Annotated in this window: 11 protein-coding genes; 5 read left to right on the forward strand and 6 right to left on the reverse strand. The window is 66.2% G+C overall.

Annotation, left to right across the window (positions count from 1 at the left end):
• Nucleotides 1-113: 113 nt before the first annotated feature.
• Complete coding sequence (locus tag AB0N24_RS07575; RefSeq protein ID WP_364122523.1) at nucleotides 114-452, forward strand: hypothetical protein; 339 nt, start codon at nucleotides 114-116, stop codon at nucleotides 450-452.
• A 116-nt stretch (nucleotides 453-568) separates the two neighbouring features.
• Here AB0N24_RS07575 and AB0N24_RS07580 read toward each other — a convergent pair whose 3' ends face one another.
• The 4 genes from AB0N24_RS07580 to AB0N24_RS07595 form a co-directional block, all read right to left on the reverse strand.
• Nucleotides 569-2,110 (reverse strand): dihydrolipoamide acetyltransferase family protein, encoded by a 1,542-nt coding sequence (locus AB0N24_RS07580; RefSeq protein WP_364122525.1) that lies wholly within the window; start codon nucleotides 2,108-2,110, stop codon nucleotides 569-571.
• A gap of 39 nt (nucleotides 2,111-2,149) precedes the next feature.
• Entirely contained in the window at nucleotides 2,150-3,130 is a 981-nt protein-coding gene (locus tag AB0N24_RS07585) for an alpha-ketoacid dehydrogenase subunit beta (protein WP_364122527.1), read from the reverse strand.
• Nucleotides 3,130-4,365, reverse strand: a complete 1,236-nt coding sequence (pdhA, locus tag AB0N24_RS07590; protein WP_364122529.1) for a pyruvate dehydrogenase (acetyl-transferring) E1 component subunit alpha — start codon at nucleotides 4,363-4,365, stop codon at nucleotides 3,130-3,132. The genes AB0N24_RS07585 and pdhA overlap by 1 nt, the downstream gene beginning before the upstream one ends.
• Before the next feature lie 148 nt (nucleotides 4,366-4,513).
• Nucleotides 4,514-5,632, reverse strand: a complete 1,119-nt coding sequence (locus AB0N24_RS07595; protein WP_364122531.1) for a histidinol-phosphate transaminase — start codon at nucleotides 5,630-5,632, stop codon at nucleotides 4,514-4,516.
• Nucleotides 5,633-5,692: 60 nt separating this feature from the next.
• On the opposite strand from AB0N24_RS07595, the gene AB0N24_RS07600 reads away from it, so the two are divergent.
• A complete protein-coding gene (locus AB0N24_RS07600; protein WP_104175160.1) occupies nucleotides 5,693-6,118 on the forward strand; it encodes a phage holin family protein in 426 nt (141 codons plus the stop codon).
• Nucleotides 6,119-6,143: 25 nt separating this feature from the next.
• Here the strand turns inward: AB0N24_RS07600 and AB0N24_RS07605 are convergent, their stop codons facing one another.
• The gene (locus tag AB0N24_RS07605) at nucleotides 6,144-7,601 is read right to left on the reverse strand and encodes a hypothetical protein (RefSeq protein WP_364122533.1); all 1,458 of its coding nucleotides are present in this window, start codon (nucleotides 7,599-7,601) and stop codon (nucleotides 6,144-6,146) included.
• Nucleotides 7,601-7,906 (reverse strand): hypothetical protein, encoded by a 306-nt coding sequence (locus tag AB0N24_RS07610; protein WP_364122535.1) that lies wholly within the window; start codon nucleotides 7,904-7,906, stop codon nucleotides 7,601-7,603. Before AB0N24_RS07610 ends, AB0N24_RS07605 begins: the two co-directional genes overlap by 1 nt.
• A gap of 211 nt (nucleotides 7,907-8,117) precedes the next feature.
• On the opposite strand from AB0N24_RS07610, the gene purB reads away from it, so the two are divergent.
• The 3 genes from purB (at nucleotide 8,118) to AB0N24_RS07625 (ending at nucleotide 15,235) form a co-directional block, all read left to right on the forward strand.
• A complete protein-coding gene (gene purB / locus AB0N24_RS07615) occupies nucleotides 8,118-9,560 on the forward strand; it encodes an adenylosuccinate lyase (protein WP_364122537.1) in 1,443 nt (480 codons plus the stop codon).
• Nucleotides 9,557-10,228: a histidine phosphatase family protein gene (locus tag AB0N24_RS07620; RefSeq protein WP_364122539.1), complete on the forward strand. Its 672-nt coding sequence runs from the start codon at nucleotides 9,557-9,559 to the stop codon at nucleotides 10,226-10,228. Before purB ends, AB0N24_RS07620 begins: the two co-directional genes overlap by 4 nt.
• Before the next feature lie 129 nt (nucleotides 10,229-10,357).
• Nucleotides 10,358-15,235: an NAD-glutamate dehydrogenase gene (locus tag AB0N24_RS07625; RefSeq protein ID WP_364122541.1), complete on the forward strand. Its 4,878-nt coding sequence runs from the start codon at nucleotides 10,358-10,360 to the stop codon at nucleotides 15,233-15,235.
• The last annotated feature ends 117 nt before the right edge of the window (nucleotides 15,236-15,352 follow it).

Consider the following 15,352-nt stretch of genomic DNA (forward strand, 5'->3'; position numbering starts at 1 on the left):
ACGGGTAAGCAGCCTCACCCCGTTTTCGGCGGAATGGCGGGGTTTTCGCCGGTAAAATTGAGGGGTACTCGATGGAGCGGACATCCGAGTACCGACGACTTCAGGGGAACATTATGCTTACGCTTCAGCGGCGCCAGCTCGTAGGCCACGACATCCTTCTTGCCCGCCACGGCAACCACATCAGCACCATGCGCGTGGACCGCGCCAATGACCGGGTGATCGCGTTCCTCGACGACGGGTCCACGGACAGCGCCCCCAACCTCATCACGCCCGGCCTGAACCTGCCGGAGACCGTCCGGAGCGTCATGCGCGATGACTGGAAGTTCTTCGCTGTGGTGACGGCCTGCCTGACCGGCTTTTCCGGCGCGATGATCGCAGCGGCTGTGAGCCTCAGCGGCATGTCCTCTGATCCTGCACTGGCGCAGCTGCTCGCGACGTACCCTGCCTATTAGGCCGCTCCCGCAGACCAGCCTCCTCAACTAACGCAAAGGAACCCAGCCGCTGAATTCCTGCGGCTGGGTTCCTTTTTGCTTGGCCGCCCCAATGAGGGAGGTCCTCACCTCTTGGCCTAGTCCAGCAGGAGGGCAGGCTCCTCAAGGATGGCGGCGACGTCGGCCATAAAGCGTGCCGAGAGGTCACCGTCCACCACGCGGTGGTCGAACGAGCCGCCCAGGGTAGTGATCCAGCGGGGAATGACTTCGCCGTCCAGGACCCAGGGCTTCTGCTTGATGGTGCCGAAAGCCACGATGGCCACTTCGCCGGGGTTGATGATCGGAGTACCCGTGTCGATGCCCAGTGCTCCGATATTGGTGACCGTGAGGGTGCCGCCCTGCATCTGGGCAGGCTGCGTCTTCCCGGCCCGCGCCGTCGTGGCAAGGTCGTTGAGTGCCAGGGCCAGTTCCTTGAGGGAAAGGTCCTGGGCGTTCTTGATGTTCGGAACCATCAGACCGCGGGGGGTGGCCGCCGCGATGCCCAGGTTCATGAAGTGCTTGACATGGATCTCCGCGGTATCGGTGCCGTCGGCGTTGTCCACCCACGTGGCGTTGACGCTCGGGTTGCGGGCGGCCGCCCAGATTACGGCTTTGGCCAGGATCAGCAGCGGCGAAACCTTGATGCCCTCGAAGTCGCGCGACACCTTGAGCCGCTTGACGAACTCCATGGTGCGGCTGGCGTCGACGTCCACGAAGATGCTGACGTGCGGGGCGGCGAACGCGGACTCCACCATGGCCTTGGCCGTGGCTTTGCGGACACCCTTGACGGGAATCCGCTCGATGCGCTGGTCCTGCGGCCGTCCGGACTTGCCCCAGAAGGTGTCCGCCTTGTCCACTTCGGCGTCACGCTGGGCCTGGTAGCTCACCAGGTCCTCGCGGGTGACCTCGCCCCGTGCGCCCGTGGCCACGACGTCGGCCAGATCGATCCCGAGGTCCCGGGCGATTTTGCGCACAGGAGGCTTCGCGAGGACACGGTTCACGAGGCCGCTGATTGTGCCGCCGAGGGTCGGACGCGCAGCCCCTTCGTCGGTGGCTGCCGCAGCATCGGGGCCGGACGGCGCACCGGCGTTGATCCAGATGCCCTGGGCCTCGACCGGTTCGGCCACCGGGGCGGGCGCGGCCACCGGCGACGGCGCTGCGGCTGGCACGGGTGTTACAACGGCGGCCGGCGAGGCCTTGCGCGGGCGGCGCTTGACGGCGTCGGCCTTGGGACCGGAGCCCACCAGGGGGCCGGCAGCACTACCGGCAGCTGCTGGCGCCTCGACGTCGTCCTCTGGAAGGTTTCCGTACATTGGTGCGTCAGAGGGAAGTGCGTGAGCGACCGGAGACACCGGCACCGCAGGGGCAGGGACATCCGCCGGCGTGGGGTCGCCGGAAACGGCGTCGCTCACGCTGATGATCGGGGTGCCGACGTCGACAGTAACGCCCACCGGCACGAGAAGCTCCGTGACCGTGCCGGCAAACGGCGACGGCAGCTCCACGAGGGACTTGGCCGTTTCGATCTCGCACAGGATGTCGTTGATCGCGACGGTGTCACCGGGCTTGACGTTCCAGGAAACGATCTCGGCCTCGGTGAGTCCCTCGCCCACGTCGGGGAGGTTGAACTTGTTCACAGTCATGGGGTCCTCGGTTTGGAAGGCGTCATCAGTAGGCAGTCGTCAGTAGGCGAGGGCGCGGTCCAGCGCCTCCAGGATGCGGTCGATGTCCGGCAGGTAGTCCTCTTCCACCTTGGCCACGGGGTAGGGCATGTGGAAGCCCCCCACGCGGATCACCGGGGCCTCGAGGGACAGGAAAGCCCGCTCGCTGATCCGCGCCGCGATTTCCCCGCCGATGCCGCCGAAGGTGGGCGCCTCGTGGGCAACAATTAGGCGGCCGGTCTTCTGGACGGACTGGGTGACGGTGTCGAAGTCGATCGGCGAGATGGACCGCAGATCGATGACTTCCACGCTGTGGCCGTCCTCGGCCGCGGCAGTGGCAGCTGCCAGCGCCACCGGAACAAGCGGACCGTAGGCGACCACCGTGGCGTCTGTACCGTCCCGCAGCACGTGTGCCTTGAAAGGATCCTCCGCGCGCCCCGGCGCCTCGGTGTCCACGTCGCCCTTGAGCCAGTAGCGCCGCTTGGGTTCGAAGACGATGATCGGGTCCTGGCATTCGACGGCCTGCTGGATCATCCAGTAGGCGTCGTGCGGGTTGGACGGGGTGATGATGCGCAGCCCCGCGGTGTGCGCGAACAGCGCCTCGGGGGATTCGGAGTGGTGCTCCACCGAACCGATTCCGCCGCCGTACGGAATACGGATGACAACGGGAACCGTGAGATTGCCGTTGCTGCGGGCATGCATCTTGGCCAGCTGTGTGGTGATCTGGTTGAACCCGGGAAAAACGAAGCCGTCGAACTGGATTTCGCAGACGGGGCTGTAGCCGCGCAGGGCCAGTCCGATCGCCGTGCCGATGATGCCGGATTCGGCCAGCGGGGTGTCCACAACGCGGTCGGGCCCGAACTCAGCGATCAGCCCGTCGGTGACGCGGTACACGCCGCCGAGCGGGCCGATGTCCTCGCCCATCAGCAGCGACTTGGGGTTGTTGGTAAGGGCGGCGCGGAGGCCTTCGTTGATGGCCTTGGCAATGGTCATGGTGGTCATCAGTTGGCCGCCTCTCCTGCTGCCGCTTCGGAACCGGCACCGTCTTCGAATCCCGCGCTGTACCGCTCGAACCAGGCCAGTTCCTCCGCCACGAGCGGGTGCGGCTCCACGTACGTGTTGGCGAACGCGGACCGGATGTCCGGCGTTTCGAGGTCGTGGGTGGTGCGCCTGACATACGCGGCAAGTTCGTCGCCGTCGGCCTTGACCTTGGCAAAGTAGTCGTCGTCGGCAAGCCCGGCCGAGCGCAGGTACTTTTCCAGCCTGGCCAGCGGATCCTTCGCCCGCCAGGCATCCTCCTCGGCGGACTGGCGGTACTTCGTGGGATCGTCCGCCGTGGTGTGGGCACCCACACGGTAGGTAAAGGCCTCGATGAGCACCGGTCCGTTCCCCTGCCGGGCATGGTCCAGCGCCCACTCCGTCACGGCGTGCACGGCGATGACGTCGTTGCCGTCCACGCGGATGCCCGGGAAGCCGTAGCCCTTGGCACGGTTCGACAACGGAATGCGGGTCTGCACGGTGCTGGGCACCGAGATGGCCCAGTGGTTGTTCTGGCAGAAGAAGACCACCGGAGCCTTGTAGGAGGACGCGAAAACCATGGATTCGTGCACATCGCCCTCGGAGCTGGCACCGTCCCCGTAGTACGCGATGACTGCGGCGGGAGGTTCCGTGCCCGCGGGATCCGACGACGCCGCGAGTTGCTGGTCCCGCTGGATGCCCATGGCGTAACCCACCGCGTGGAGGGTCTGGGCGGCCAGGACCAGGGTGTACAGGTGGAAGTTCGTGTCCTTGGGGTTCCAGCCTCCGTTGGACACTCCGCGGAACTGGCGGAGCAGCTCGGCCAGGTCAACGTTGCGGGTGAGGGCGACGCCGTGTTCACGGTAGGTGGGGAAAATGTAGTCCTGCGGCTGGCTGGCCCGGCCTGAACCGATCTGGGCGGCTTCCTGGCCGGTGAGCGGCACCCAGAGCGCCAGCTGGCCCTGCCGCTGCAGCGCGGTGGCTTCCTGGTCGAAGCGCCGGATGGCTGCCATGTCCGCGTAGAATCCCCGCAGCGTTTCGGCGTCGAGGCGGTTGGCGTATTCGGAAAACACCGAGTCCTCGCCCAAAGTGCCGTCGGGCCCCAGGAGCTGGACCATGGGTGCTGCGGGCTCCCCCAGAACGGCCTCGGCTTCCGCCTCGAGCTGGTCGTCTACCCCGGTTCCGTCGAACTCGGTAGCGGGCAGATGTGTGGCGCCCATACCGTCTCCTCGCTTGCCGCACTAAGTGCATCGCAATATCGCTGGGATATATGCCGGACCGGGAATACATTCCTGGTCCGGCATATATTTTGGCTTACTGTCCCTTACTTTATCCGCAGTAGGCGGAGCCCGGGCGTTATGTTAAGCGCTAGGAACGCCGTGGCGGCTTTGTATAGTTCGCACAGAGTTCGAGGAAGCGGGTGTTCGCTTCCACCTCGCCGATGCTCACCCGCACGCCCTCGTTGCCGAAAGCCCGGACAGACAACGCCTGCTCTCCCGCCAGTGCTGCGAACTCCACACTGTTTTCACCCAGATCGAGCCACACGAAGTTGCCCTGGGCGTCCGGCACGAACCAGCCGAGGCTGCGCAGTCCGGCCGTGACACGGTCGCGTTCGTCCACCAGACTTTGTACCCTTTCTACAACCTGGCTGAAGTTCTGCAGCGATGTGATGGCTGCCCGCTCGGCGATCTGGGATACGGCGAACGGCGTGGCGGACACCCGCAGATGCTGTGTGAGGTCCGGGTTGGAGACGCTGTACCCCACGCGCAGGCCAGCCAGCCCGTGCGCCTTGGAGAAGGTCCGCAGGACCACCACATTAGGGTATTTGCGGTACAGCTCAATGCCGTCCACGGCGTCATCGGCCCGCACGAACTCCTGGTAGGCCTCGTCGATGACAACGACGACGTCCGACGGTACCTGGCGAATGAACCGTTCGGTTTCTCCCCTTTCCAGGATGGGACCGGTGGGGTTGTTGGGTGTGCACAGCAGGATGACTTTGGTCCGGGCCGTCACTGCGGCTGCCATGGCATCCAGATCGTGGCGGCCGTCGGCGGTCAGCGGGATCCTGACGCTCTCAGCCCCGGCCAGGCCGACACAGATGGGGTACGCCTCAAAGGACCGCCAGGCGTAGATGACTTCGTCGGCCTTGCCGTCGTCGTTCTGGCCGGCGAAGGTCACCAACAGCTGGTTGAGGGCGCCGAGGCTTCCTGCGCCGGTGACGATGTCCTCGGCCGGAACGTTCAGGAACTCCGCAATCGCCCCGCGGAGCTTGCTGCTGAGGGGATCCGGGTAGCGGTTGAAGTCCGTCTGGTCCGCGATGGCCTGCAACACTGCAGGGATGGGCGGAAGCGGGTTCTCGTTGGAGGAGAGTTTGTAGCTCGCGAGGCCCTCCACGGCGGCGGGAGGCTTGCCGGCGGCGTAACGGGGAAGCCTGTCCACGACCGGGCGGGGCCTGATTCCCCCCGCGGGGTTCTCTGGTGAAGTCATGCCAACTAGCCTACTTCTCCGTGCCTGCCGGTTTCCTCCGCTGTATGAAAGCATGGGGCCATGTTTTCTTTCATCGTGCGTGTTCTCATTAACGGCTTGGCTCTCTGGATTGCGAGCTGGATCCTGCCCGGCTTGGACATCTCCACCACCGCGACGACGGAAGCAGTGGCCCAGGGCGGCGTCACGCAGGGAACCGACCCGCTGGGCGTGGTCCTTGCCTACCTCTTTATCGGCCTGATCTTCGGCTTGGTCAACGCACTGGTCCGGCCGGTCGTGAGCCTGCTGTCCCTGCCGATCACCATCCTGACGCTGGGGCTTTTTACGATCGTTATCAACGCAGCCATGCTGTACCTGACGTCCTGGCTGAGCAGCTACACCCCTGTCCACTTCACCATCGATTCGTTCTTCTGGACCGCCGTGCTGGCAGCCATCATCATCACGGTGGTTTCCCTCGTGGCAGGCAAGATCACCGGCGTCCGGCGCTGACGCCTATCGCCCGTGGGGGCCTGGCCTACCGCCCGCCTGCCGGCCGCATTGCCTGCCGGCCGTCCGGGTGCGGGTAGGAAATGCGCGGTCCGGAAATGACAGGCCTGGCGGGCTGAGGCTCGCGGTTGAGCGCGAAGCGGGTGGTGGTGCCTGCACCTCCCGCACCGAGGACACCGGCCAGGACCGCCGTGTTGGCTACCAGGGAGGGGGCTTCACTAGCGGAAACCGCCTTTGCCCCTGACTCGTAGTTGGCAAGTTTGTGGCCGGGTCCAAGCCCGGGGTCCTCACCCGGCGGAGTGACCTCCCTGCGGGTGAGCGTGACCGTGACCCTGTCCCGGGTGTCCGGGTTGGGAGTCCCGTCGCTGCCGGGGACCCAGTCCTGGCGGTGTTCCAGATGGAGCGACGTGATTCCGGGCTGCGGCGTGATTCCGCCGACCGGTGATCCTGCCGTCAGAACGTACTTGAGGTCGAATTCGGCCAGGAACGCCCTGTCACTGCTGAGGTTCATGGCGTGCGCCCCGCCCTGGCTGTAGCCCACAGCCACAACCTGGTCCCCCTTAACGGCACCGGCCTGGTGCAACGCCGACAGCACGGCCGCATTCACGTGTTCCGAGCCGTACCCCAGCGCCTCTGCAATCCCCGCCTCATCCAGCGGGTTGCTGCCCCCGGGAGGCTCGCCGCCGGTCTGGGTGCCTGGAATGATGACAACGAACGCCCTGCGGCCGCCGTTCTCAACCTGGACGACCTCGATCCTTCCGTGGCCGTCGGCATCCAGCTCACGGAGCCTGGCGAGGAGGCCGGCAGGCGAGGTGTCCACGGCGACGTCGCGCGTCAGTTCCTCTACCGCGGTGACCGGCCGGGGCTCCAGCCACGGAAGGTAGTTCTCCGTCAACCTGCGAACGAAGGCACCCGAGGCTGAGATGTGCCGGCCGGCGGCCAGCTCTGCGGCAAGGGCCCTGGCGAGGTCCTCTTTCGGTGCAATGGTGCCCAGCAGCATGATGGATACCGGCAGTGCGACGGCCTCGGCCGCGTCACGGCTGGGGTAGTTGGCCTGTGTCAGATCCACGAACAACAAGGGCAGTAAGCCCCAGCCGTCCTCCGGCAGGCGGATCCCGGCGGTGGCAAGCGACTCCGCCCTTTCGTAGTCGCGGCGGCTCGACCGGACCTGGCTGCTGAGGTGCTGCAACTCTTCCCTGACGGCGCGGACCGACTGGCCTCCTTCACCCACCGCGATGAGTGCCGCGGTGCCGCTGGGCCGCGGATCGTATTGGTAGGGACAAAGCTCTTCCCAGATCCGCCGGACACCGGTCTCAACCGCGGCGAGCTCGTCGGCCAGACCCTCCAGTTCAGCCGCGCCCGCCATGAGCTCCTCCAGCTGGAAACGGATGCCGCCGACGCCGCCGCGGATCCGCATGTCCCCGTCCGTTGCCGGCTCCAGCGGAACCAGCGGTCCGCCGCTTCCGGAGGGTGTGGCCTCGGCCATCAGAAACCGCCTCCGGGCGTCCGCTGGGAGGAGACCGGGACCTGCTGCGAGTGGCGGAGTACGGCCTCGGAGGCCTCCATCAGCCGCTCCCTTGCGCGACCCAGCGCGGCTGCCTGCAACGAGATGGCCGTGCGGTACGCCTGCCCGGCGGGCGACTGCCACTCCGCCATTTCCACGCGCCGGAACCTGAGCATCGAGGTGTCGAGGCTGTTAGCGAAGTCAGCAACCCGCCAGGCCAGTTGCTGGACTTCGAAGCTCCGTGAGCCACACGCATTGGCATCCGCTGCAGTGATGCTGCCGCTCATTTCCATTCCCCCTGTTCATTTCCGTTCACCTGGCTGTCCGTTACGGAATTTCCGGTGATTCCCGACGCTACGGAACGCTGACGTGGCCCGGAACTGCCGGCGTCGGCCATGTGGATAATCCGGACACCGCGCTCACCGGCAACGCCGGGGAGGGAAAGTCACACGGACACTGCGCTTAAGGGCCGGCGCGACTTCGTGAAAGAATCAGGACATGCCTGAAACTGCCGCCACAGCTGACACCCGTACGCCTTCCGGACGCCTGGCCCTTGCCGCCTCTCCGGACCAGATTGCCCTTGGCCCGCTGGACGGACGGTACCAGTCCGCCGTCGCGCCCCTGGTGGACTACCTGTCCGAGGCGGCCCTCAACCGGGACCGCGTGGCCGTGGAAGTTGAATGGCTCATCCACCTGACCAGCAACAACGTGCTGCCGGGCGCAGGCCCCCTTACAACGGAGCAGCAGGATCAGCTTCGCGCCATCGTGACTGAGTTCGACTCCGCGTCGGTCTCCGAGCTGGCCGAAATCGAGGCCGTGACGGTGCACGACGTCAAGGCCGTGGAGTACTACATCGGCCGCAGGCTGCCGGCGATTGGCATTGAACGGCTGACGGCAATGGTGCACTTCGGGTGCACGTCGGAAGACATCAACAACCTCTCGTACGCCCTGGGCGTCAAGGGTGCTGTGGAGGACGTGTGGCTGCCCGCCGCCAAGGCGCTGGTGGCCCAGATCAGCAAGATGGCCGACGACAACCGCGGTGTTCCCATGCTTTCCCGCACGCACGGCCAGCCCGCCACGCCCACCACGCTGGGCAAGGAACTGGCCGTCATCGCGCACCGCCTGACCCGCCAGCTGGACCGGATCGCGAAGACCGAATACCTGGGCAAGATCAACGGCGCCACCGGCACCTATGCCGCCCACGTGGCCTCCGTACCGGGCGCCGACTGGCAGCAGGTCGCGAAGTCGTTCGTCGAGGGACTGGGCCTGACCTGGAACCCTCTGACCACCCAGATCGAAAGCCACGACTGGCAGGCCGAGCTGTACGCCGACGTCGCGCGCTTCAACCGGATCCTGCACAACGTGTGCACGGACATCTGGAGCTACATCTCCATCGGCTACTTCGCGCAGATCCCGGTAGCAGGCGCCACCGGGTCTTCCACCATGCCGCACAAGGTCAACCCGATCCGCTTCGAAAACGCCGAGGCCAACCTGGAAATCTCCTCCGGACTGCTGGACGTCCTGGGGTCCACCCTGGTCACGTCCCGCTGGCAGCGCGACCTCACCGACTCGTCCTCGCAGCGCAACATCGGCGTGGCGTTCGGGCACTCCCTGCTGGCCATCTCCAATGTCGTCAAGGGCCTGGAGCGCCTGGATGTGGCTGAGGACGTCCTGGCCGGCGACCTCGACACCAACTGGGAGGTGCTGGGCGAGGCTATCCAGATGGTGATGCGCGCCGAGGCGATCGCCGGCGTCGAAGGCATGGAAAACCCTTACGAACGGCTCAAGGACCTGACCCGCGGGCAGCGCGTGGACGCCGCCCGGATGCAGGAATTCGTGCAGGGCCTGGGCCTCTCCGCGGACGCCGAAGCACGGCTGCTGGCCCTGACCCCCGGCAAGTACACCGGCATCGCGGACCAGCTGGTGGACCACCTCAAATGAGGCTCCTGCTCATCCGGCACGGCCAGACGCCCGGTAACGTCCTGGGCCAGCTGGACACCGCGCACCCCGGGCCCGGGCTGACGGAACTCGGCGAGCGACAGGCTGAGGCACTGTCCCGGGCCCTGGCGAACGAGCGGATCCACGCCCTCTACGCTTCCACGCTGATCCGGACGCAGATCACGGCCGCACCCCTCGCCCGGGTGCACGGGCTGGAGACCGAAGTGCTCGAGGGCATTCACGAAATCGAAGCCGGGGCGCTGGAGAAGCTGACGGACCACAAATCGCACAAACGCTACCTGGGCACCATTTTTTCATGGGCCGACGGCGAGCTGGACCGCCGCATGCCTGCCGGGCCCAGCGGCCGGGACTTCTTCGGGCGCTACGATGCCGCGATCGCCAAAATAGCGGCACGGGCAAACGGAGCGGGCAACTCCGGATCCGTAGCCGTGGTCAGCCACGGCGCAGCCATCCGCGTGTGGGCCGGCCTGAGGGCCGGCAACATCGAACCCGGCTTTGCGGTCAGGCACGCGCTGGACAATACCGGAATCGTCGCACTGGACGGCGATCCCGATAACGGCTGGGAGCTCATCCACTGGGACGACAGTCCCGTGGGCGGCCTGGCGCTGGCAGACCCCACCGCTGAAGATCCCACGGGCAGCCCGGCCTAGCGGCGGCCACCCACGCCACTTACCGGCACTGGACTGCTCCCCTGAACCCGGCCATGATGAAAGCAGGCGTGGGAAAGGATGGTCGGCCGCTGCATGCGGTTGCTCCCCGCGCGGTGGAGGCGCAGTGGCATGTCACGCAGATCAGTACACCCGGAGCATGCACCCGCCAGCCTCCACGGCTTCGAAGAACAATTCCTCTCGGCCTACTACGAGCACGTAGCCGCGGAGGACCTCCAGGGATACAGCCCCGAAAACCTGGAGCAGAGGGCCAGGCAGCATGCGGAACTGGCAGACGGCCGCCCGGCGGGCACGGCGGCCCTCGACGTCCTGAACGAAAGCGACGCCAGCGTCCTGCTGGTGATTGCCGACGCCATGCCGCACCTGCTCCATTCGCTCACTGCCGAACTGACCCGGCAAAACGAAGCCATCCGGTTGCTGGTCCACCCCACCTTCCTGGTGCGCCGGGACCCACAGACGCACCGGCTGCTGGAGGTGCGGCATGGCTCGCCATCCGGTGCGGCTGTCGGAATCGTGGCTGCGGCGGTCACAGCAGGTCAGGCCGGCGTTCCCGGAACCGCCCAGGACCCTCCGGGCTGGCTGTCGGAAACCTGGGTGGCGGCGGAGATCGGCCGTTTGCCCGGGTCGCGGGCCCTCGCGGAGCTCATGAACAATGTGAGGCGGGTCCTGGCTGACGTGCAGGTGGTCGCCGATGACACTCCAGCCATCCACTCCCGCCTCGCGCGCGCGATCGGCTCGCTGGACCGGTTGCCCGCCGGCTCGGCTCCGACTGCGGAGCAGCTGGGGGAGCTCCTGGGCTGGCTGGACCGCGGAAACTTCATGTTTTTGGGGTACAGCGAGTACGAATACCCGACGACGGGCGGCCCGGAGGGCGTAAAGCTGCGGCCCGGCTCGGGGCTTGGCCTGCTCAGGGACGGCCGGCCCGAAGCCCGCCAGCCGGTCACCGGGCTTCCGCATTCGCAGGTTCTCACGCTCGCCACGTCGGACCTGAGATCGTCCGTCCCCCGCCCGGCGTACCTGGATGAAATCCTCGTCCGGACCTTCGACAGCGCAGGGCAGCCGACAGGTGAGATTCGGTTCGTGGGACTGTTCGCCCCGGGGGCCACCGGCCGGTCAGTGCGGCGGATCCCGGTCATCCGGGACAAAGTGCGCGCGGTCCAGGAACGCTTCGGCTTCACCGAGGTTTCCCATCCCGGCAAGCAGCTGCTGGCCGTCCTCGAATCCTTCCCCCTGGACGAGCTGTTCCATCTGAGCCTGGACGAACTGGCCCGGCTCTCCCGTGAGATCCTGCTCCTGCAGGCCCACCACCAGACGCGCGTGTTCCTGCGCTCTGACAGCTACGGCCGCTTCGTCTCTGTCCTGGTCTTCCTGCCCAGGCACAGGTACAGCACCGCCGTCCGGCTCCGCATCGAACAGGAGCTCAAGCAGGCCTTCAGGTCCTCCTCGCTCGAATTCGAGGTCCGGCTGAGTGAATCCCCCATGGCCCGCGTCTTCTTCCGGATCCTGCTGCCCGCCGGCGGGCAGGCCGACGTCGATCCCGCTGTGCTGGAGCGGAGCATCGTCAGCGCGACGCGGACCTGGGCCGAAGGCCTGGACGAAACGCTTCGTGACAGGCTTCCCTCCGTCGAGGCCAGCCGGATGTCGGCGCTCTGGTCCGCCGCCTTCCCCGCCAGCTACCGGGCCGACTTCGAGGTCGAGGACGCGGTGGAAGACATCATGCGGTTTGAGCAGTTCGATCTCGACGGCACGGGCGGACGGCCGCTGAACAATCCGCTGCTGGCCGTCTACTTCCGCACCGAGGCGTCTCCAACGCTGGCTGAAGACGCCCGGATCCGGCTCTACCTCACCAGCGCCCAGAGCCTGACGCAGATCCTGCCGTTCTTCCACAACCTCGGTCTGGAAGTGCTCAACCAACGGCCCTTCGACGTTGTGCGCGGGAACGACCGGCAGCTGTTCCTGTATGACCTTGGCGTCAGGTATCCCGCTGGCGTTGACCCGGCCGGGACCAGCGCGCTGCTGGGGGAGGCCTTCAGCGCCGCCGTCCGGGGGGACGAAGAGTCTGACCGCTTCGACGCCCTGGTGCTCAAGGAGGAGCTCACGTGGCGGAAGGTGGTCATCCTTCGCAGCTACGCCAAGTACTTGAGGCAGCTGGGAACCATCTACACCTACGGCTTCATCGCCGACACCCTGCTGGCCAACGTGCCCGCCACCCACGCGTTACTCAGCCTGTTCCATGCCCGGTTCGATCCCGAACTCAGCCATTCCCGGCGGCTCCAGGATACCGCCGCCGCCCGCGCCGCGGTGGCCGAGGCGATCGACGCCGTCCCGTCCTTGGAAGCGGACCGACTGCTGCGGACCTTCCTGAACCTGATAGAGGCGACAACCCGCACCAATTTCTTCCGCGACCGGCCCTACCTGAGCTTCAAGCTCCGGCCGTCCGACATTCCCGGAGCACCCTACCCGCGGCCGAAATTTGAGATCTGGGTCTATTCGCCCCGCGTGGAAGGCGTGCACCTGCGGTTCGGTCCCGTGGCGCGCGGCGGGCTGAGGTGGTCGGACCGGCGTGAGGATTTCCGCACCGAGATCCTTGGCCTCGTCAAAGCCCAGACGGTCAAAAATTCGGTGATTGTCCCCACCGGCGCCAAGGGCGGCTTCTATCCCAAAAGGCTGCCCAGTCCGGTCGCGGACCGCACCGCCTGGCTGACTGAAGGGGAGGAAAGCTACAAGGACTTTGTCCGCGGACTGCTGGATGTCACGGACAACCTGGACCCGTCCGACGTCGGAACGGTGCCATCGCGCGGGACCCCCGGGCGGGTCATTTCACCGAAGAATGTGGTGAAGCACGACGACGACGATTACTACCTCGTGGTGGCGGCCGACAAAGGAACCGCCGCGTTCTCTGACACGGCCAACGCCGTGGCATTCGAGTACGGCTTCTGGTTGGGCGATGCCTTCGCCTCAGGCGGTTCCGCAGGCTACGACCACAAGCAGATGGGCATCACGGCCCGCGGCGCCTGGGAGTCCGTCAAGCACCACTTCAGCGAACTCGGCATCGACCCGCAGCAGGAAGATTTCACGGTTGCGGGCATCGGCGACATGAGCGGCGACGTTTTCGGCAACGGGATGCTCCTGTCAAACCACATCCGGCTCGTGGCAGCCTTCGACCACCGGCACATCTTCCTGGACCCGGCTCCGGACGCGGCCGGCTCGCTGGCTGCACGCCGCCGCCTGTTCCTGCTGCCACGATCGTCCTGGGCGGATTACGACCCCTCGATGATCAGCCCGGGCGGAGGCGTATATTCGCGCCACGCAAAGTCCATCCCCATCACTGCCCCGGTAATTTCGGCGCTCGGGCTCCCGGGCACGACGTCAATGATGACTCCGCCCGAGCTGCTGCAGGCCATCCTGCGCGCGCCGGTGGACCTTATCTACAATGGCGGCATCGGGACGTACATCAAGGCGTCCTCCGAAACGCACGGCGAGGTGGGCGACAAGGCAAACGACCCCATCAGGATTAACGGCAATGAGGTCCGGGCCAGGATCATTGCCGAAGGCGGCAATCTCGGCGTCACCCAGCTCGGCCGGATTGAAGCCGCGTTGGGCGGCGTCCTGCTCAACACGGACGCGATCGACAATTCGGCCGGGGTGGACTGCTCGGACCATGAGGTCAACATCAAGATCTTCATCGACCGCATGATCGCCACAGGCAGGATGGCAGCGTCCGAACGCACCGGATTCCTGCACTCGCTCACGGACGAGGTGGCACGGCTTGTGCTGAAAAACAACCGCGACCAGAACACCCTGCTGCACAACGACCGGGCCCTGGTCCTGGATTGGAGCCCCGGGTTCGAGCGGACCATGGACTGGCTGGAGAACGCCTCCGACCTTGACCGGCGCCTGGAAGGACTGCCGAGCACAGAACAGCTCCATGCACGGCTGCTGAGCGGCAAAGGCCTCACGGCGCCCGAGCTGTCCGTGCTGGCGGCGTACGCGAAGATCGAACTTGCCAAGGAGCTGAGCGAAAGCGACGTCGCCGAGGATCCCTGGTTCGAACGGGTGCTCCGCAGCTACTTCCCGCATCAGCTCGCGGACCGCTTTGACCCGGAGCTCAATGCCCACCCGCTGCGCCGGCAGATCATCTGTACCGTCCTGGCCAACGACATGATCAACCTCGGCGGAATCACCTTCGCCTTCCGGACCATCGAGGAAACCACTGCCACCGCCGCGGCTGTTGCCAGGGCATTCGTTGCAACCCGCGAAGCCTACGACCTGCAGCGGTTCGTGGACCGGGTGGCCGAGCTGCCCCCCGCGTTCCCCAGCCAACACGCCGCAGAACTGACCCTGCACATGCGCCGGATCCTCGACCGGGCCATCCGCTGGTATGTCACCCACGACCATCGCGACCAGCCCGTTGCCGAGGCCCTCGGCCGGATTATGCCAACCCTGGAGCTGCTGCGGAACAGGACCCGCGACTTCCTGCGAGCTGACAGCATCGACCTCGTCGAGGAACGGCAGGCGCAATGGGACGCCGTCGGGCTGCCCCATGACCTGGTGCGCCGCGCCGGCGCCCTCCTCGAGAGCTTCGGGCTGCTGGACATCTCGCTGATATCGGAACAGATCGATGAACCCATCGAACGGATCATGGACCTGTACTGGACAGTGTTTGCGCGGATCGGCGCACTCAGGTTGCTGCTGCGCATCACGGCTCTTCCCCGGGAGAACCGGTGGGAGGCACTGGCCCGGGCAGCACTGCGGGACGATGTCTATTCAGCCGTTGCCGACATGACGATTTCAGTGATGGAGATGACGAAGGGCGCAGACACCGAAAGTGCTGATTCAATCGAGCGGATCGTGGCCTGGGAACGCGGCCACCAGGAACAGCTGGTTCGGATCAAGGACACGTTCGCGGAAGCCACCAGGCCAGGACAGACTGACATCCACTCGATCTCAGTGGCCCTGAAGCTGCTGCGGACGCTGGTGCGGCGCTAGGCCCAGGCCGTCGCAAGGCCCGTCGCGGAGCCCCGACACCATAGTTCTCCGGACGCTTACGCGCAGGAAACACCGCGGAAATGGCACCCTCTTAGGCTTATTTTGCATAACCCTTCG

It is taken from the genome of Arthrobacter sp. NPDC093128 (assembly GCF_040683875.1).
GTDB lineage: Bacteria > Actinomycetota > Actinomycetes > Actinomycetales > Micrococcaceae > Arthrobacter.